This is a genomic window from Enterobacter cloacae complex sp. P24RS, assembly GCF_014982165.1.
Lineage (GTDB): Bacteria > Pseudomonadota > Gammaproteobacteria > Enterobacterales > Enterobacteriaceae > Enterobacter > Enterobacter quasihormaechei.
Map to the genome: position 1 here is coordinate 235848 of NZ_JADCKU010000002.1, position 17357 is coordinate 253204.

Annotated in this window: 21 protein-coding genes and 1 tRNA gene; 16 read left to right on the forward strand and 6 right to left on the reverse strand. The window is 54.4% G+C overall.

Going from position 1 to position 17357, the window contains the following annotated elements:
* Window positions 1-10 precede the first annotated feature (10 nt).
* Both rimI and INF58_RS01935 read right to left on the reverse strand, forming a co-directional pair.
* Window positions 11-454 (reverse strand): ribosomal protein S18-alanine N-acetyltransferase, encoded by a 444-nt coding sequence (rimI, locus tag INF58_RS01930; protein WP_193526879.1) that lies wholly within the window; start codon window positions 452-454, stop codon window positions 11-13.
* Window positions 423-836 (reverse strand): DNA polymerase III subunit psi, encoded by a 414-nt coding sequence (locus INF58_RS01935; RefSeq protein ID WP_063867399.1) that lies wholly within the window; start codon window positions 834-836, stop codon window positions 423-425. The genes rimI and INF58_RS01935 overlap by 32 nt, the downstream gene beginning before the upstream one ends.
* 102 nt (window positions 837-938) lie before the next feature.
* Here INF58_RS01935 and rsmC point away from each other — a divergent pair, with 102 nt between their 5' ends.
* Window positions 939-1967 carry a 16S rRNA (guanine(1207)-N(2))-methyltransferase RsmC gene (gene rsmC / locus INF58_RS01940; RefSeq protein ID WP_193526880.1) on the forward strand — a complete coding sequence of 343 codons (1029 nt, stop codon included), beginning with the start codon at window positions 939-941 and terminating at the stop codon, window positions 1965-1967.
* 148 nt (window positions 1968-2115) lie between these two features.
* Window positions 2116-2202: transfer RNA gene (locus tag INF58_RS01945), tRNA-Leu, on the forward strand.
* Between the two features lie 42 nt (window positions 2203-2244).
* Here the strand turns inward: INF58_RS01945 and INF58_RS01950 are convergent.
* Window positions 2245-2475 carry a DUF1435 domain-containing protein gene (locus INF58_RS01950; RefSeq protein ID WP_193526881.1) on the reverse strand — a complete coding sequence of 77 codons (231 nt, stop codon included), beginning with the start codon at window positions 2473-2475 and terminating at the stop codon, window positions 2245-2247.
* Window positions 2476-2730: 255 nt separating this feature from the next.
* On the opposite strand from INF58_RS01950, the gene INF58_RS01955 reads away from it, so the two are divergent.
* The gene (locus INF58_RS01955; protein WP_193526882.1) at window positions 2731-3795 is read left to right on the forward strand and encodes a GGDEF domain-containing protein; all 1065 of its coding nucleotides are present in this window, start codon (window positions 2731-2733) and stop codon (window positions 3793-3795) included.
* A 93-nt stretch (window positions 3796-3888) separates the two neighbouring features.
* The gene (fhuF, locus tag INF58_RS01960; protein ID WP_107534651.1) at window positions 3889-4677 is read left to right on the forward strand and encodes a siderophore-iron reductase FhuF; all 789 of its coding nucleotides are present in this window, start codon (window positions 3889-3891) and stop codon (window positions 4675-4677) included.
* Between the two features lie 84 nt (window positions 4678-4761).
* Here the strand turns inward: fhuF and INF58_RS01965 are convergent, their stop codons facing one another.
* Window positions 4762-6108, reverse strand: a complete 1347-nt coding sequence (locus tag INF58_RS01965) for a PTS sugar transporter subunit IIC (protein ID WP_063450736.1) — start codon at window positions 6106-6108, stop codon at window positions 4762-4764.
* 328 nt (window positions 6109-6436) lie between these two features.
* Here INF58_RS01965 and INF58_RS01970 point away from each other — a divergent pair, with 328 nt between their 5' ends.
* A complete protein-coding gene (locus INF58_RS01970; protein WP_003856572.1) occupies window positions 6437-6895 on the forward strand; it encodes a YbaK/EbsC family protein in 459 nt (152 codons plus the stop codon).
* 37 nt (window positions 6896-6932) lie between these two features.
* On the opposite strand, the gene bglJ is transcribed toward INF58_RS01970, so the two are convergent.
* On the reverse strand, window positions 6933-7568 hold the full coding sequence (bglJ, locus tag INF58_RS01975; RefSeq protein ID WP_063867393.1) for a DNA-binding transcriptional activator BglJ: 636 nt from the start codon (window positions 7566-7568) through the stop codon (window positions 6933-6935).
* A complete protein-coding gene (locus tag INF58_RS01980) occupies window positions 7565-8302 on the reverse strand; it encodes a response regulator transcription factor (RefSeq protein ID WP_193526883.1) in 738 nt (245 codons plus the stop codon). Before INF58_RS01980 ends, bglJ begins: the two co-directional genes overlap by 4 nt.
* Before the next feature lie 392 nt (window positions 8303-8694).
* Between INF58_RS01980 and INF58_RS01985 the strand changes: the two genes are divergently transcribed.
* The 11 genes from INF58_RS01985 (at window position 8695) to INF58_RS02035 (ending at window position 17355) form a co-directional block, all read left to right on the forward strand.
* Window positions 8695-9471 (forward strand): threonine/serine exporter ThrE family protein, encoded by a 777-nt coding sequence (locus tag INF58_RS01985; RefSeq protein WP_107534649.1) that lies wholly within the window; start codon window positions 8695-8697, stop codon window positions 9469-9471.
* Window positions 9462-9935, forward strand: a complete 474-nt coding sequence (locus INF58_RS01990; RefSeq protein WP_063450740.1) for a threonine/serine exporter — start codon at window positions 9462-9464, stop codon at window positions 9933-9935. The genes INF58_RS01985 and INF58_RS01990 overlap by 10 nt, the downstream gene beginning before the upstream one ends.
* 44 nt (window positions 9936-9979) lie before the next feature.
* The gene (locus INF58_RS01995; protein ID WP_193526884.1) at window positions 9980-10432 is read left to right on the forward strand and encodes a MarR family winged helix-turn-helix transcriptional regulator; all 453 of its coding nucleotides are present in this window, start codon (window positions 9980-9982) and stop codon (window positions 10430-10432) included.
* Window positions 10433-10516: 84 nt separating this feature from the next.
* The gene (locus INF58_RS02000; protein ID WP_003856578.1) at window positions 10517-10945 is read left to right on the forward strand and encodes an organic hydroperoxide resistance protein; all 429 of its coding nucleotides are present in this window, start codon (window positions 10517-10519) and stop codon (window positions 10943-10945) included.
* Between the two features lie 123 nt (window positions 10946-11068).
* Window positions 11069-11614: a primosomal protein DnaT gene (gene dnaT, locus INF58_RS02005; protein WP_064910162.1), complete on the forward strand. Its 546-nt coding sequence runs from the start codon at window positions 11069-11071 to the stop codon at window positions 11612-11614.
* Complete coding sequence (dnaC, locus tag INF58_RS02010) at window positions 11611-12348, forward strand: DNA replication protein DnaC (protein WP_193526885.1); 738 nt, start codon at window positions 11611-11613, stop codon at window positions 12346-12348. The genes dnaT and dnaC overlap by 4 nt, the downstream gene beginning before the upstream one ends.
* A 73-nt stretch (window positions 12349-12421) precedes the next feature.
* Complete coding sequence (locus tag INF58_RS02015; protein WP_063867387.1) at window positions 12422-12904, forward strand: DUF2501 domain-containing protein; 483 nt, start codon at window positions 12422-12424, stop codon at window positions 12902-12904.
* Between the two features lie 268 nt (window positions 12905-13172).
* Window positions 13173-15464, forward strand: coding sequence for a phosphatidylglycerol--membrane-oligosaccharide glycerophosphotransferase (opgB, locus tag INF58_RS02020; protein WP_193526886.1), 2292 nt, complete (start codon window positions 13173-13175; stop codon window positions 15462-15464).
* A gap of 180 nt (window positions 15465-15644) precedes the next feature.
* Window positions 15645-16283 carry an EAL domain-containing protein gene (locus INF58_RS02025; protein ID WP_063867385.1) on the forward strand — a complete coding sequence of 213 codons (639 nt, stop codon included), beginning with the start codon at window positions 15645-15647 and terminating at the stop codon, window positions 16281-16283.
* A complete protein-coding gene (locus INF58_RS02030; RefSeq protein ID WP_193526887.1) occupies window positions 16280-16834 on the forward strand; it encodes a LuxR C-terminal-related transcriptional regulator in 555 nt (184 codons plus the stop codon). Before INF58_RS02025 ends, INF58_RS02030 begins: the two co-directional genes overlap by 4 nt.
* A gap of 20 nt (window positions 16835-16854) precedes the next feature.
* Window positions 16855-17355 carry a spore coat protein U domain-containing protein gene (locus tag INF58_RS02035; protein ID WP_063450747.1) on the forward strand — a complete coding sequence of 167 codons (501 nt, stop codon included), beginning with the start codon at window positions 16855-16857 and terminating at the stop codon, window positions 17353-17355.
* The last annotated feature ends 2 nt before the right edge of the window (window positions 17356-17357 follow it).

Consider the following 17357-nt stretch of genomic DNA (forward strand, 5'->3'; position numbering starts at 1 on the left):
CTTATTTTCGTTATCCAATCGGCAGAGCCATGATAATGGCGTCTTCACGTCCCTCTGCGGTGGGGTAGTAGTTACGGCGGATGGTCGCCTCGTTAAAGCCTAAGCTTTCATAAAGTGCGATGGCGGCGACATTAGACGCGCGCACCTCCAGCCACAGAGTGAAAACGTCACGGTTTTCCAGCTCACGAATGAGGTGCTCAAGCAGTTCTCTGCCCAGCCCGCGGCGTTGGTAAGCGGGATCGACCGCGATATTAAACAGCGTCGCTTCGTCCAGAACAACCTGCGTAATGGCAAACGCGGCCAGGGTGCCGCCCACGTCCAGGCGGAGATTTAAATAGCGTTCGCCCTGATTGCTGGCAAACGTCTTTTCGCTCCACGGAAAGGCATGGGCGCGGGTTTCAATCGCGAACGCGGTGGTCAGGTCAGCCGTCGTGAGGGAAGAAATCGTGTTCATATTCGCAAATTTGTTGCCATAGCGCGCTACGCGCCTTTGGGTTGGCTTTCAGTTCGTCCAGCGCTGGCGAGCTGATCTGGCTGCCTTCAAGGGGTAGCTCATCCACCGCCCCGATTCGCCAGCTGTTACAGCGGCTGTCAGGGGGAAGCATCGCGACGCTTTCGGGCGCCAGCTGTAATACCTGATCGTTTGTCACCTTCAGGCTGCGAAGGACATCTTCAATCAGGGGTTCATTCAGGGCAGGCGGCGCGTCTGCCACCATCACCAGGCGGACATGCGCAGGGATGGAGATGGCTATTTCGCCCCGCAACGCCGTCGGGCGACGCAAAGCCCACTGGGTGATGCCCAGCTGCTGCAACTGCCAGTCTCGTCGGGATGTCATAGCGAAAACTCCTGTCTCTCAGGCGCGCAAATATAGCAAATGTGTCGAAACTGCGCCATCTACCTACTATAATCCCCGCCTGAGTTTATTGAGGAACAATTCATGTCTGCATTTACCCCGGCAAGTGAAGTCTTGCTGCGTCACAGTGATGATTTCGAAGAAAGCCGTATTCTGTTTGCCGGAGATATGCAGGATGACCTGCCCGCACGTTTCGACTGTGCTGAAAGCCGTGCCCACACCCAGTACTACCACCACTGGCAGGTGCTGAGCCGCCAGATGGGCGAGCGCGCGCGCTTTAGCCTGGTGGCGGAGCAGAGCGATATTGCTGACTGCGATACGTTCATTTACTACTGGCCGAAGAACAAACCGGAAGCCCAGTTCCAGCTGATGAACCTGCTTTCTCTGCTGCCGGTCGGCTGCGATATTTTCGTCGTCGGTGAGAACCGCAGCGGAGTGCGTAGCGCAGAGCAAATGCTCGAAGCCTACGCACCGCTGACGAAAATCGACAGCGCCCGTCGCTGCGGCCTGTATCATGGCCGTCTGGAAAAACAGACAACCTTTGATGCCAACGCCTTCTGGGACGAGTATCAGCTCGACGGCCTCACCATCAAAACGCTGCCGGGCGTATTCAGCCGTGACGCGCTCGATACGGGCAGCAAGCTGCTGCTGTCCACCCTGACGCCGCACACCAAAGGCAAGGTGCTGGACGTTGGCTGTGGCGCGGGCGTGCTGTCAACGGTTCTCGCCAGCCACTCGCCGAAGGTGCGTTTAACCCTGTGTGACGTGAGCGCTCCGGCGGTGGAAGCCAGCCGCGCCACGCTTGCGGCGAACGGTATCGAAGGCGACGTTATTGCCAGCAACGTCTTCTCCGACGTGACCGGTCGCTTTGATATGATCATCTCTAACCCGCCGTTCCACGACGGGATGGAAACCAGCCTCGAAGCGGCGCAAACCCTGATCCGTGGCGCAACCCGTCACCTTAACAGCGGCGGCGAGCTGCGTATCGTGGCAAACGCCTTCCTGGCCTATCCGAAAGTGCTGGATGAAACCTTTGGCTTCCACGAGGTGATCGCCCAGACGGGCCGCTTTAAGGTGTATCGCACCGTAATGACGCGCCAGGCGAAAAAGTAATCCCCGCCTTTGTCCGGCGATGGCTGACGCTGCCATCGCCCATTTTTGCAGCAATCAAAACAACGTGCGCAATTTTCTATTGACGTAAAGCTGAAAACATCTAGAATGCGCCTCCGTGGTTACGATACTTTTACAGTGTCGATGGTATGCGAAGGTGGCGGAATTGGTAGACGCGCTAGCTTCAGGTGTTAGTGTCCTTACGGACGTGGGGGTTCAAGTCCCCCCCCTCGCACCAATTATCTTACATCCTCCCGGCAGTACCTCTCGTTTTTCCCGGCTATTTCAGACTCATCAAAATCACCAGTATTCCACTGACCAGCGCAACGCAAGACGGCAGCAGCACGTAATGCCGAAGCTGTTTATGCCAGATCATCGCCGACGTCACCAGCAGCCCTGAAACAATGATCGCCTTCCAGACGTCAATGGAGAGATCGGCAAACGTCAGGCCGCCAAGGATGACACCAGGCAGTAAAATCTCCCACCCACTTCCCAGCGCTTTGCTCAACATGGTTTATCCTCTCACACTGATAATGATAACCAATATCATATGATAATAATTATCACCTGTCAGCATGCGCGGGCACAAATTGCTTCTACATTCGCTTTCCCATAATGACAGAGAATGTGTAAGGTGATAAATTGCACACCTGTTAACTTTCTATAAAGTTTTTCTGATAATAAGAATTCAATTTCCTTGCATCCATAACGAATAAATAACGCCTGGCGCATTGTTTTAATTGAGTTTTAATAAAAACGCACGCATATGACATCACAATCCTGGCTGTCTTTGGTCAACAAGAAATATCAGTTATCTTTACGTTTATTTTTATTTCTGAATGCCGCCTCAGCGCTGTTCTCGATAACAAACCCGCTCTATTCCGTGCGCGTGTTATCGGTGCCCCTGGTTGCCGTATTGACTATCAGCACCGGCTTACTCATCTGGCACTGGAAAAACAACGCGCGGAAAATAAATATTCCCGCGGTTTCCGCGATTTTCGGCTTTTTATGGGCCTGGCAGATCGTCTCTAAATTTTTAGTTATCACGCACGATCGCGCGCCGTTTTTAATGATGGCGCTTTTAACGGTGCTTTTTATAGGGGCTCTGGCGTTTGCCAGTAATATCAAAGCATTTACGCTACATTCATTACCCGCGTTTATTATCTGCCTGTGGTTAAGCCCTGCCGAAAACTGGCTGAGAATGACCTATTTCTTCGCGCTGCCTATGGTCGCCATTGGCATTCATCACGTGATCCAGCGGCGCAACGACCGTTTCGCTCAGGAGCTGCTCTCCGAGCTGCTGGAGGAGCGCGAAACCCTGACCGATCTCAGCATGATGGATCCGCTGACCGGCTTGTATAACCGTCGTGGGCTGCAAAGCCGGCTGGAGAATCTCCCCACGCCCGACGGCGGCGAGCACTTCGTGCTGCTGATGGATATCGACCATTTCAAAGCCTATAACGACCATTACGGCCATATGATGGGCGATCAGGCGTTGATCCGCGTCTCGGCAGCGATCCGCGATGCCGTGCGTTCACGCGACGTGGTCGCCCGGTTTGGCGGGGAAGAATTTATGGTTCTGTTGAGTAACATTCCGCTGGAGCAAGCACGCCAGACGGCAGAACGCATACGCCAGAAAGTTTACGATCTTAAAATCCCCCATATGTTCAACGAAAGCGTCGCCACTAACGTGACCATCAGCATTGGCATTGCCATGTACGAAGGTGAAGACGTTGAGGGTGCGCTGGCGAAAGCCGATAAAGCCCTCTATGAAGCCAAGCACATGGGACGCAACAGCATTCTGATGAGCGAAGAGCTGCATACCGCCTGACCCCCCTCACAGAGCCAGGATAAATCTCTTGCGCTCGGTTTTATCTATAGTTAGGATTGGCAATCATTATCATTTAGATTTGTAATCCACACTATGGCGACTCGTACTGCACACATCGTTGAGCCCCTGCTCTGGCGCGCTCCACTCTCCGCCGGGGAGACGACGCTTGCGGACGCCATTCGGGAAAAAATCGCCGTTACGCGCGCCCATCTGCTGGATTTCATCAAGCTGGATGAAGCCCCCCCGCATCATGCTTTGACGCTGTCCCAGTGGCAGCGTCCTGCCGAGCTGCGCTCTCTGCTGGCGGCCTATTCCGATCATATCTACCGTAATCAGCCTACGCTTGCGCGGGAAAACAAACCGCTGCTTTCCCTCTGGGCTCAGTGGTACATCGGGCTGATGGTGCCGCCGATCATGCTGGCGTTGTTGACCCAGGAAACCATGCTCGATCTCTCTTCGGAGCATTTCCACGTCGAATTTCATGAGACCGGGCGTGCCGCCTGTTTCTGGATTGACGTGCATGAGGATCGCAGCGCAATGCACCTGTCTGCGCAGGCGCGTATGGAATCGCTGATTACGCGCGCGCTGGTTCCGGTGGTGGATGCCCTGGAAGCGACGGGAGAGATTAACGGCAAACTGATCTGGAGTAATACCGGATATCTTATCCACTGGTATTTGACGGAGATGAAGCCGCTGCTCGGCGACGAAAAAGTGGATGCGCTGCGTCAGAGCTGTTTCTTTGCCAAACAGCTTTCAGATGGACGGGATAACCCTCTTTACCGCACCGTCGTTCCGCGTGAGGGACTTCTGGTGCGTCGTACCTGCTGTCAGCGCTACCGTCTGCCGGACGTGCAGCAGTGCGGCGATTGCACGCTTAAGTAGTCTGGCCCGAACTTGATGCCCTCACCCACGGGGAGAGGCAACAAACACTAAAAACGGCAACCTGCGTTGCCGTTTTGCTTTTACCTACGCTATCTGCTGATTTTCCTCTTCCCCGTTACGCTGTGCTTCTTCCGCTTCCTGCTGAAGCAGCTGCTTCTCGTACACCTTGAAGAACGGGAAATAGATAATGGCGGAAACGCAGGCCAGGACCAGCACCAGAATGGCGGCGCGGAAATCCCAGCCCAGCGCCCAGGCCGCACCAACCGGCGCCGGCGCCGTCCACGGCACCACGGAAATCACGCGGCCAATCAGATCAAACTTCATCGCTGCCCATGCCAGCACGGCGTTGACCATCGGCGCCAGCAGGAAAGGAATAAAGAACACCGGGTTCATCACAATCGGCGTGCCAAAAATCACCGGTTCATTGATGTTGAATATGCTCGGCACCACGCTGAGGCGGCCAATCGAACGCAGGTGCGCGGAGCGGCTGCGCAGGTAGCAGAACACCAGCCCCATCGTCGCGCCTGACCCACCGATAACGATAAAGAACGTCCAGAAGGCCTCCATAAAGATGTGTGGCAAAGGCAGGCTCGCCGCCAGCGCGGTCTGGTTCGCCCCCAGGTTGGTCAGCCAGAACATTTGCAGCATCCCGGAGACAATCGCTGCGCCGTGGATCCCGGCAAACCACAGCAGGTGGCCAATCAGCACCGCCAGCAGGATGGCAGGCAGCGAGTCAGCCGCAGAGACCAGCGGCTTAAAGATCGACATAATGGCCTGCGGGATCAGCATGCCGAACTGCGACTGGATCAGCAGGCTCAGCGGATAAAGCGTCAACACCACCACCAGTACCGGGATCAGCAGGTCAAACGAGTTTTTGATCATCGGCGGAACCTGGTCCGGCAGGCGGATCCCGATGTTGTGAGCCTTCAGAAAACGCATCATCTCAACGCAATAAATCGCCACCAGAATCGCGGTGAAAATCCCGGTCCCTCCCAGGCTATCGACCGGCAAAGCGCCTTTGGTTTTAGGGGCCGCCACCAGCAGAAACGCCATTAGCGACAGCATGGCACACATGAACGGATCCAGCTGATGGGTTTTAACGTAATGTTTGCCCAGGTTGTAGGCGATAGCCGCACAGATATAAAGGGACATCACGCCCATCGTCATATCAAACGGCGTCAGAATTTGTCCTTCAAACTGCTTCGCCATATCCAGCCAGGCGCGGGCAAAACCCCAGGTGGTATCAGGCGAAAAAGGAGGATAAGCGAACACTAATAAAAACGAACCCACAATCATAAACGGCATCGCCGAGATGAACCCGTCGCGAATCGCCATCACATGACGCTGAGAAGAGATCCGCCCGGCAACGGGGCTGACGTAATTCTCAACGAAGCGGAAAATCAGATTAAATGCAGCATGGTTGGCAGACATAGCAGATCTCCTGTCAGACGTTCGTTTCGGACGTTCTCACGTCACACGTTGTTCCATAATTCAGCGTCACAACCTTGCCGGATCGTGTACCCGCGGTACTGCTCAAACGGAATGGTTTCATAATTAGCTCTTATTATTAGATACAGGGGAAGTTACACCCTCAGTATTAATCTCTGCATCACGCTCTGCAACCGGTTACTGTAACCGGTTTCTGTGAATGTGAAGGCGATCCAGAAATCGACCCTGACGAATATTTGTTACTTAAGGGATATTTACAGCGACTAAATTCTTATGACAGATTACGCAGGATATTTGTCAGGAGGAATCAATGAGTTTGCAGTCTGTACAGCAGTTTTTCGCCGAACACGCTCCGGATATAGAGATCATTGAGCTTAATCAAAGCACAGCGACTGTTGCACTTGCTGCTGCCGCGCACAACGTTGAACCCGGCCAGATTGCCAAAACGCTATCACTGAAGATTAAAAATGACGTGATTCTGGTGGTCGCAAAAGGCGATGCGCGTCTTGATAACAAAAAGCTCAAAGAGACATTTGGTGCAAAAGCCCGCATGCTCAGCAGCGATGAGGTCGTCACCCTGACGGGTCATCCTGTGGGCGGCGTCTGCCCTTTCGGGCTGGAAAACCCCCTCTCTGTTTACTGTGACATCACATTAAAACAGTACGCGGAAGTATTACCCGCAGCGGGTGCCATCCACAGCGCGGTGCGTATATCCCCCGACAGAATGGCGGAACTGACCGCAGCAAAATGGGTCGATGTCTGTATTTGAACGTTGCGCCAGAAGCACTCTGGCGCACCTCTTAACGCTAAGAGAAGGAAGGAACGGTGAGAGCGGAACGACGCACTTCCCTGACGGGGAGATGCGCCAGGATATCCGCCGCATCCAGTAACCCCACGTCAGAATTGACGCCCAGCTTTACCATTGCGTTAAACTTATGCGCCCGAATGGTTTTAATATTGCGTTCAAGCTGTGCCGCTATTTCAGGGATCGAAAAACCCGATGACATATAGCGCAGTATGGCCCTTTCGGTTGGGCTTAGCATGCGATTCTGGCTCACACACCAATGATTGAACACGTTGTCATTCACCTGATGTGTTTCACTGAGCAGTGTCTCCAGCCCCTCCAATAACTGCTTTAGCGGAACCGATTTACTGATGATCCCATGTAAGCGAGAAGGCGAAAGATGGCTGACCAGTCTCGCCTCCATTTCATCAGAAGCCAGCACGATACGCTGGACGTCGCTGTGGGTGAAGGTGAGATCCCGCAAACAGGCCAGACAGTTTCGCCGCTCCTCACGCTCATCAGACAATGAATAAATTACCGCAAAGAATGAGATTTCCGAGAGCGCCGCTTTGAAGCTGTCGAATCTGCTAAACAGATGCACCTGGTAATGGCTCAGGGCGGGCATCGCAAAGAGATGCCTCAGCCCCACAGCGCTCATTGAGCAACTTTCGATGACGGCGATATGTTTTGTTGCAGTGGTCTTTTCCATTCCTCAAACTCTCCATAAGCCGACATTAAACTGAGCTCTCGCATTCCCTGAGTACTGCTTATCCACGCGTACATATCGGCATTGCTGCGCAGTGATAAGCGGCGCATTGCACTGTTTTTCTGTGCACTGATCGTTTTATTACTTTTATTCAGCAGTGTGGCTATTTGGTTGATTCCCCAACCCTTACCCAATAAACGCAACACCTTACGTTCAGAGTGGGTGAGCACGATCGCTTGCTCACTCTCCTCTTCAATATCAGGATTTTCTGGTATTAATAACGTCTGGCTTATTCGCTCGGCACGTTCACTGCCCGCGCGAATAGCGTTAATAACGCCTTCAATCGGTTCCATATCTGAAAGCAGCGTGCTTTCCGGGCGCATAAGCAGCTCTACCGCAAGCGGATAAAGAGGACGCGAGACGAGGAAAATCCAGTGAATATCCCGGTACTGATTCATTAATCCATAATACTGCTCAAGCGTGCCACGCGGATTACGATATTCACCCGAAATATCGGCAATAACGACCCCAGCGCGACGCAGCTGGAGCAGCGTCAACTCCTGCATCGAACGGCAGTACGTTATCTCAAAATCGGGAAAATGGCGCGTCATGACGCCCCCTAACCCATTTTGCATTACGGGTACTCTACTGATCACAACTCCGTGTTTACCATTCAATGGCAACATAGACCCTCCATGTCTTTAATACATTAATTTAATAACGTGAAAACCCTACGAGGTTAAACACGCCTGCATCCCTACGTACAACACGGCTTAAAACTCGCACTCGCTAAGATATGTCGCTTGGGTTATGAAACGCCCAATACAGGCTTAATATCGCATAAAGACCATAAATATTTAATTAAAAACACCTGAAAATATCGACAATATGAAATTAGAAATACTTAATATATTGTTTATATATGTTCTTCGTTTATATTCATTAAATAAATAAAATACGTTTTCTCTTCCCGACTTCAGATGCGCAGCCAATCGCACAAATCTTGATCTGGCCCAGCACAACGGCCACCGCACTTTGTGTTAAAAGTAAGCAATCTCTCTTCTTTTCAGGGCGTTTCATGCAGGCAGATCGGTCTACGCAGCGTGCCGCAACGCGGCTATGTATTCAGTGCGGGCTTTTCCTCTTACAGCACGGGGCAGAAAGCGCCCTCGTCGAAGAACTTTCCACGCGCCTCGGGCTGGCGCTGGGGATGGACAGCGTGGAGAGTTCCATCTCGTCAAATGCCATTGTGCTGACCACCATTAAGGACGGACAGTGCCTGACCTCCACGCGTAAAAATCACGATCGCGGCATTAACATGCACGTGGTCACGGAAGTGCAGCACATCGTGATCCTCGCTGAACACAAGCTGCTCGATCTCCGGGAGATAGAAAAACGTTTCAACCAAATCAAACCCCTGCGCTATCCGCGCTGGCTGGTTGTTTTGATGGTGGGGCTGTCCTGCGCCTGCTTCTGTAAGCTCAACAACGGCGGGTGGGACGGCGCGGTGGTGACCTTCTTTGCCAGCAGCATCGCGATGTACGTCCGCCAGCTTCTGACCCACAGGCAGCTGCATCCGCAGATTAATTTCTGCATTACGGCCTTTGTGGCGACAACCGTCTCCGGCCTGCTGCTGCGCCAGCCCGTCTTCGCCAGCACGCCTACGGTTGCGATGGCCGCCAGCGTATTGCTGCTGGTGCCGGGTTTTCCCTTAATCAACGCCGTCGCCGATATGTTTAAAGGCCATATCAATACCGGTCTGGCGCGCTGGGCGATAGCCAGCCTGCTGACGCTGGCAACCTGTATCGGGGTGGTCATGGCAATGACGATGTGGGGGTTACGCGGATGGGCGTGATAGATTTTCTGCTCGCACTGGCGCAGGACATGCTCCTGGCAGCCCTTCCCGCCGTTGGATTTGCGATGGTGTTTAACGTCCCACAGCGTGCGTTACCCTGGTGCGCGCTGCTCGGCGCCATTGGCCACGGCTCGCGTATGGTGATGATGACCGCGGGCTTTAATATCGAATGGTCGACGTTTATTGCCGCCATGCTGGTCGGCAGCATCGGTATCCAGTGGTCACGCTGGTATCTGGCACACCCGAAGGTGTTCACCGTGGCGGCAGTCATTCCTATGTTCCCGGGCATTTCGGCCTATACGGCCATGATTTCCGCCGTAAAAATCAGCCACTTTGGCTACAGCGAACCCCAAATGATCCTGCTCCTGAGCAACTTCCTCAAGGCCTCGTCGATTGTGGGCGCGCTCTCAATCGGTTTGTCGATACCCGGATTATGGCTTTACCGTAAACGTCCGCGTGTATAATAAAATCGCTTGCAATTGTATCGCGCACTATCTATATTCATTTCATGGACGCAAAAACGAACGACACCACCAATGCGCTTCTGCTGGATAACCAGCTCTGTTTTGCCCTCTATTCGGCAAACCTGGCGCTTAACAAGCTGTACCGGCAACTGCTGGCACCGCTTAACCTGACCTACCCGCAATACCTGGTGATGCTGGTGCTGTGGGAGCAGGATGATATTACGGTGTCGGACATTGGCGAGCGGCTGTTTCTGGATTCTGCCACGCTGACGCCCCTGCTGAAACGCCTGGAAAGCGCAGGACTGATCTCCCGCCAGCGCTCCCGTCAGGACGAACGTCAGGTTGCCGTCACCCTGAGCGACGCGGGTCGGGATCTGCAACAGCAGGCCGTGACTATCCCGCATGCCGTGGGCTGCGCCGCGCAGTGTGATACCGACACCATGCTTACACTTAAACAACAGCTCGAACTGCTGCGCCAACAGCTGCATCGCGCGTAAGGCTATACTTTACGCGTCTAATTTTAACCATATACATCGCGCGCTATTTAATAGCACACTTAAACACAAGATGAGGAACCTGCCATGTCTTTAGAAAAAGTTGTCTACACTGCCAAAGCCAAAGCAACCGGAGGCCGTGACGGTCGCGCAACCTCTTCCGATGGTGTCCTGGACGTCAAGCTGGGCGTGCCAAAAGAGATGGGTGGCATGGGGGGAGAAGTCACTAACCCTGAGCAGCTGTTCGCGGCGGGCTACTCTGCCTGCTTCCTGGGCGCGATGAAGTTCGTTGCAGCCCGCGACAAATTCGCCCTGCCAAAAGACGCTTTTATTGAAGGCGAAGTGGGGATCGGGCCGCTGCCAACCGGTTTCGGTATCGAAGCGAAGCTGAACATCCACGTTGAAGGGATGGACGCTGCGGAAGCCAAAAAGCTGGTGGATGCCGCCCACATCGTATGCCCGTACTCTAACGCAACGCGCGGCAATATCGACGTGACGCTCAACATCATCGCGTAAACAGCGCCTCTGATTGTTGCCCCGGTGGCGCAGCGCCGCCGGGGAAATCCTCTCCTTTCCTCCCCTCTCTCTGTGCTACCATAACCCTCAATCACGCCCGTAGTAATCAGTTGAGAAAGTGTTATGTCCTCCAGAATCCTGACCACCAGCATTGCTGGCATTGATGCCTTTATGCGCGACCCTCGCGGTGTGTTGACGCGCGCCGAAGGCGGCACGCTCGCGGTATTTGCCGACAACGCCCCGGCGTTTTATGCGGTCACGCCGGAACGTCTGGCGCAGCTTCTGGACATTGAAGCGAGGCTCTCGCGCCCGGCGAGCGACGTCATGCTGGATAATCAGTTTTTTGACGAACCCACCAGCGCCCCGGTGACCGTGCCGATGGGGAAATTTCCCATGTACGCTGGCTGGCAGCCGGATGCCGATTTTCAGCGCCAGGCGGCCTTATGGGGAATAGCCCTCTCGCAGCCCGCGACGCCGGAAGAGCTGGCGGCCTTTACCGCTTACTGGCAGGCTGAGGGAAAAGTATTCCACCATGTTCAGTGGCAGCAAAAACTTGCGCGCAGCCTGCAAATCAACCGCGCCAGCACCAACGGCCAGCCAAAACGTGATATCAATGCCTTTTCAGAACCGGACAAAAAAATTCCTGATGGATTTCGAGGTGCGAAATGAAAAACGTCGGCGACCTGATGAAACGTTTGCAGAAGATGATGCCAGCCAACGTGAAGCCCGCCTTCACCACCGGTGAAGAGCTGCTGGCGTGGCAAAAAGAGCAGGGTGAAATCCGTGCGGCAGCTCTCGCCCGCGAAAACCGCGCGATGAAAATGCAGCGCACCTTTAACCGCTCGGGCATTCGCCCCCTGCACCAGAACTGCTCCTTCGACAATTATAAGGTCGAATCACAGGGGCAGATGAACGCCCTTAACCAGGCGCGCCAGTACGTGGAAGAATTTGACGGCAACATCGCGAGCTTCATCTTTAGCGGTAAGCCCGGCACCGGAAAAAATCACCTGGCGGCCGCTATCTGCAACGAGCTGCTGCTGCGCGGGAAATCAGTGCTGATTATCACCGTGGCCGACATCATGTCCGCCATGAAGGACACCTTCAGCAACCGCGAAACCAGCGAAGAGCAGCTGCTGAATGATTTAAGTAACGTGGATCTGCTGGTGATCGACGAGATCGGCGTCCAGACCGAATCCCGCTACGAAAAAGTGATCATTAACCAGATTGTGGATCGCCGTTCGTCGTCAAAACGCCCCACCGGTATGCTGACGAACCACAATATCGACGAGATGACCCGCCTGCTGGGCGAGCGAGTGATGGACCGCATGAAGCTGGGCAACAGCCTGTACGTCATCTTCGACTGGGACAGCTATCGCAGCCGCGTCACCGGCAAAGAGTATTAAGACATTTCCAGGGAGCGCCGGAGGAGCAGAGGTATATACTGGAGCCCCTTCCGGCCCTATTGAGTAAGTCATTATGAAAAAACAGTTTCTTATCAGCATTCTTTCTGGCGCCCTGCTGGTGGCTGGCGCAGCGCAGGCCGCTTCATGGCAGGAGTCGCTTTCCAGCGCGGCGAATGAGTTAACCAAAGAGAGCGGCACGTCTCAGGGCGGGCTGTCGGCTGCTTCCCTCACCGGCCTGCTGGGCAACAGTTCCCAGAGCCTGAGCGCCGGCACGATGAACAACGCCGCGGGCATCCTGGAATACTGTGCGAAGCAGAAGCTGGCGTCCGTGACCGATACCGAAAACATCAAGAATCAGGTGCTGGGCAAGCTGGGCCTGGACACCCAGGAGCAGAAAGCGGATACCAACTATATGGACGGTATTCAGGGTCTGCTGAACGCGCAAAATGGTCAGCAGCTGAACCTGAGCACCCTTGGAAACTCCTCTCTGGCAAAACAGGTGAAAACAAAAGCCTGCGATCTGGTGCTGAAACAGGGCGTTAATTTCCTCTCCTGACCCCCGTTTTCTGCCACAACACGCCGCGTTTATGACGTTACTCCTTCAGCGCGGCGTGAAGCGTGCATTTTTCTCTTTCTCTACCGCCTCAGCGTCCGTCTGTCAGGATGCGACCGTCCACAAAAAACCGGTTTTATAAACCAAATCCTAACCACAGCACACTTTCGTGACACTAAAATTGCAGCTAAGCGACATCGCAATTACAGTGTATTACCCAAAAAAATAAGCTATTAGCCGGCTAAGCGTCCGGCATGATGAGGATCTGCTGTTGTCAGAGTTACTATCCCTTGTCCTTTTTCTGGCATCCATCGGCGTTTATGCCTGGAAAGCCGGTCGTCACACCTGGTGGTTTGTTGCCACCCTGGTCGTGCTCGGCATTTTTATTGTTTTAAACATTACCTTATATGCCAGCGACTACTTTACCGGCGACGGTATTAACGACGCGGTGCTCTACACCCTGACGAACAGCCTCACCGGCGCAGGCGTGGGCAAATACATTCTCCCCGGTCTGGGGCTGGTGGTCGCGCTGGTGGGCATCTTCGCTGCGCTGGCCTGGGTGCTGCGCCGTCGCCGTCACCGCCCGCATCACCATGGCTACAGCCTGCTGGCGCTGTGCCTGGCGCTGGCCTCCGTGGATGCCAGCCCGGCCTTCCATCAGATTACCGAGCTGGTAAAATCCCAGTCGCGCGATGGCGATCCGGACTTCGTGGCCTATTACAAAGAGCCGGCGAAAAAAATCGACAACCCCAAACTCAACCTGGTCTACATCTATGGGGAGAGTCTGGAGCGCACCTGGTTTGACAACGAGGCGTTTCCGAACCTGACGCCGGAGCTCGGCGCGCTGAAAAATCAGGGCCTCGACTTCAGCCACACCGCGCAGCTGCCCGGCACAGATTACACCATTGCCGGGATGGTGGCCTCCCAGTGCGGCATCCCCCTGTTCGCCCCGTTTGAGGGTAACGCCTCCGCCTCAATGTCGAGCTTCTTCCCGCAGAACGTATGCCTCGGCGATATCCTGAAAAACTCGGGCTATGAAAACTACTTTATGCAGGGCGCTAACCTGCGCTTCGCCGGGAAAGACGTGTTCCTGAAATCCCACGGTTTCGATCACCTGTACGGTTCTGAAGAGCTGAAAACTACCGTGGCCGATCCGGCTTACCGTAACGACTGGGGCTTTTACGACGATACCGTTCTGGATGAAACCTGGAAGAAATTCGAGGAGCTTTCTCGCGCCGGTAAACGCTTCTCGCTGTTTGCGCTGACCGTCGACACGCACCACCCGGATGGTTTCGTCTCGCGCACCTGTAAGCGTAAGGGCTACGACATTGACGGCAAAAACAATAAGTCGTTCAGCGCCGTAACCTGTAGCCAGGAGCATATCGCGGCGTTAATTGAGAAAATTAAAGCGTCGCCCTATTTCAAAAATACGGTCATCGTCGTGTCGTCTGACCATCTGGCGATGAAAAACAGCGCCTGGGATGAGCTGAACAAGCGCGATCGCAGCAACCTGTTCTTTGTGCTGCGCGGCGATAAACCGCAGCAGGAGGTCATTGCCGCTAAGCGTAACTCGATGGATAACGGCGCTACCGTGCTCGATATTCTGGGCGGCGACAACTTTATCGGCCTGGGCCGCAGCACGCTGTCGGGGCAGTCCCTGTCGGAAATCTTCCTCAACATGAAGGAAAAAATCCTCGCCTGGAAGCCGGATATCATCCGCCTGTGGAACTTCCCGAAAGAGATAAACGATTTCACCATCGATCGGGATAAAAAAACGATCGCCTTCTCCGGCAGCCACTTCCGCCTGCCTCTGTTGCTGCGCGTGTCGGATAAGCGCGTCGAGCCGCTGCCGGAAAGCGAATACTCCGCGCCGCTGCGCTTCCAGCTGGCGGAATTCGCCCCGCGCGATAATTTCGTCTGGGTCGACAGGTGCTACAAAATGGGCCAGCTCTGGTCGCAACAGCTGTCGCTGTCCACCGACTGGTGCGTTTCTCAGGGGCAACTCGGCGGTGAGCAGACCGTGCAACACGTTGACAAACCGCAGTGGCAGGGAAAAACCGCGTTTAACGATACGGTCATTGATACCGCACGCTATCAGCGCAACGTTGACCTGCTGAAAATCGTCGACAACGACATTCGCTACAAAGCAGACAGCTTCATCTTCAATGTTGCCGGCGCGCCGGAAGAGGTGAAGCAGTTCAGCGGAATTTCACGTCCCGAATCCTGGGGGCGCTGGTCTAACGCACAGCTGGGGGATGAGGTGAAAATTGAGTATACCCATCCGCTGCCGGAGAAATTCGATCTGGTGATCACCGCCAGGGCATTTGGTCCCAATGCAAACCGCCCTATTCCGGTGCGCGTCGGTGATAAAGAACAGATGCTGACGCTGAGTAATGATGTCTCCACCAGCACGCTGCATTTTGATAACCCCTCGCGCAGCAATACGCTGGTGATCGTGCCGCCAGACCCGCAGTCCACTAACGAAGGAAATATCCTCGGCCATGCCCCGCGCCAGCTTGGGATTGGCATGGTGGAAATCAAAATCGTCAAAAACAACGGCTAACGCGCGCAAAGCCCGGCTTCCAGTCGGGCGTTTTTGAAATTATATAATCCTTTATAATGTTTATAAATTAGATAAAAACGCTATATATAAGCAATTTTTATTTATAAATATCCCGTCAAATTCACAATTTATAAAATGTGCAGCTTCTGAATTTACCACGGAGCGTTACGCACTTTTATCATGCTAACCGGCTACAAGTTCGAATCCATCCGGGCACTGCGCAGCGAAAACGTCATTGCCTGGGAGGTATTGTCCACGGCGATGCCTCACGTCGATCTCGAAGACTATTTTTGCTCAATGTCCGCGACGCAGCGTAAAGCGCATTTCTTTGCGCAGCTTCGTCATGCCATGTTCTGCGAAGCGGGCGACAAATATTATCTCAACGCGACGACGGATCTGCTGCTGGAAACGGACTTCCTGGACAGGCTGAAAGAAGAGACGCCCAGCCCGGAGAGGCTTGCTATCGAAGTCACCGATCTTCACAGGCTGGTACACCTTGACGATACGCAAAGCCGGGCCCTGCGGACGTGCATCGCCACGCTGCACCAGTGGGGAATAGAAGTGTGGGCCGACGATGTGTGCGAAGACATTCTTCCCGACCTGCTTGCCAGCCAGATCCGCTTCTGCGGCGTAAAAATTGACAAGCATACCTTCTGGAGCGGACGCACCGAGCGGGAAAAGTTTTTACAGCTCACCCGCCAGTGCAAACGTCTCGCCGGCAAGGTGTTGATAGAAGGCATCGAAACCGCGGGGGATTTCGCACTGGCCCGCGCCAGCGTGGCCGATTACGGCCAGGGTTATCTGTGGGGCAGATCGTGACGTCTTGTATCGTTAACGCTGGCTATCAGGTCATCGTCCTGAGCGAAAACGCCTATTTATGGCTTGGCCTCGAGTGGCTCATCTCGACGGCGGTCACCCCTCGCCCTGATATGTACTGGATCAAAAACGCGAGTCCGGAAGGGCTTGTGCGCCTACAGGAACGCCTGCTGGATACCCATGCCGGCGCGGACTGGCTGGTATTTACCGATGCGGACCGGGTCAGCGACGTCAACGCCTTCCTGCGCGGCGAGCGGGCGAGAGCGGTGGCGGACAATGTATCGCTTGCCCAGCTGAGCCGCTGTTTTAGCGACACGACCTTCACCTTCGAAAATACCGCCACGCTGACGTATCAGGAGATGCGGGTTTGCATGCTGTTTCATAAAGGATTTTGCCCGGCACGTATCGCGCAAATCCTCAATAAATCACCAAAAACGATCTACACCCACAAGCGTAACGCGATGAACAAATTTTGCTGCCATACCCTGGCGGAGTTTCATCGGAAGCTCTGCCTGCTGGACGCTCAGTCCTCTTCTTTGTCAATGCACCGTTAATCACGTTAGGAAATACAATCATGAGAATTATCTCCACCGCTGTATGTTGTTCAGTTCTCCTGCTTCCTGCCGCTGCAATCGCCGCAGACAACAGCACCGCGAGCGCGACGATGCACGTCTCACTGGAGGTGGTAAAGTCCTGCACCCTCAACGCCAACGATCTCAACTTCTCGCGCCACGGTACGGATGAAGCCGGTGAAATTGAGGCCAGGACGCAGGTCGATATCGTCTGCACCAACGGTACCCCGTTCACCCTTTCCGCGACCAGCAGCGACAGCAGCGAGAACGGCACCTTCTGGCTGAAGCCGGAAAACGGCGAAACGGGCGCGCAAAAGATTGCGTGGAAGCTGTTTGCTGACGAAGGCAAACAGACGCAAATCACCGGCACCGGGGGGCTCACCGATACCGGCAACGGGATGAAACAGGAAGAGACGCTGTATGGCGTGATTGATGCGGGCGCCCTGACGACTGCCCAGGCGGGTACCTACAGCGACGATGTTACCTTAAACCTGGAGTACTGATC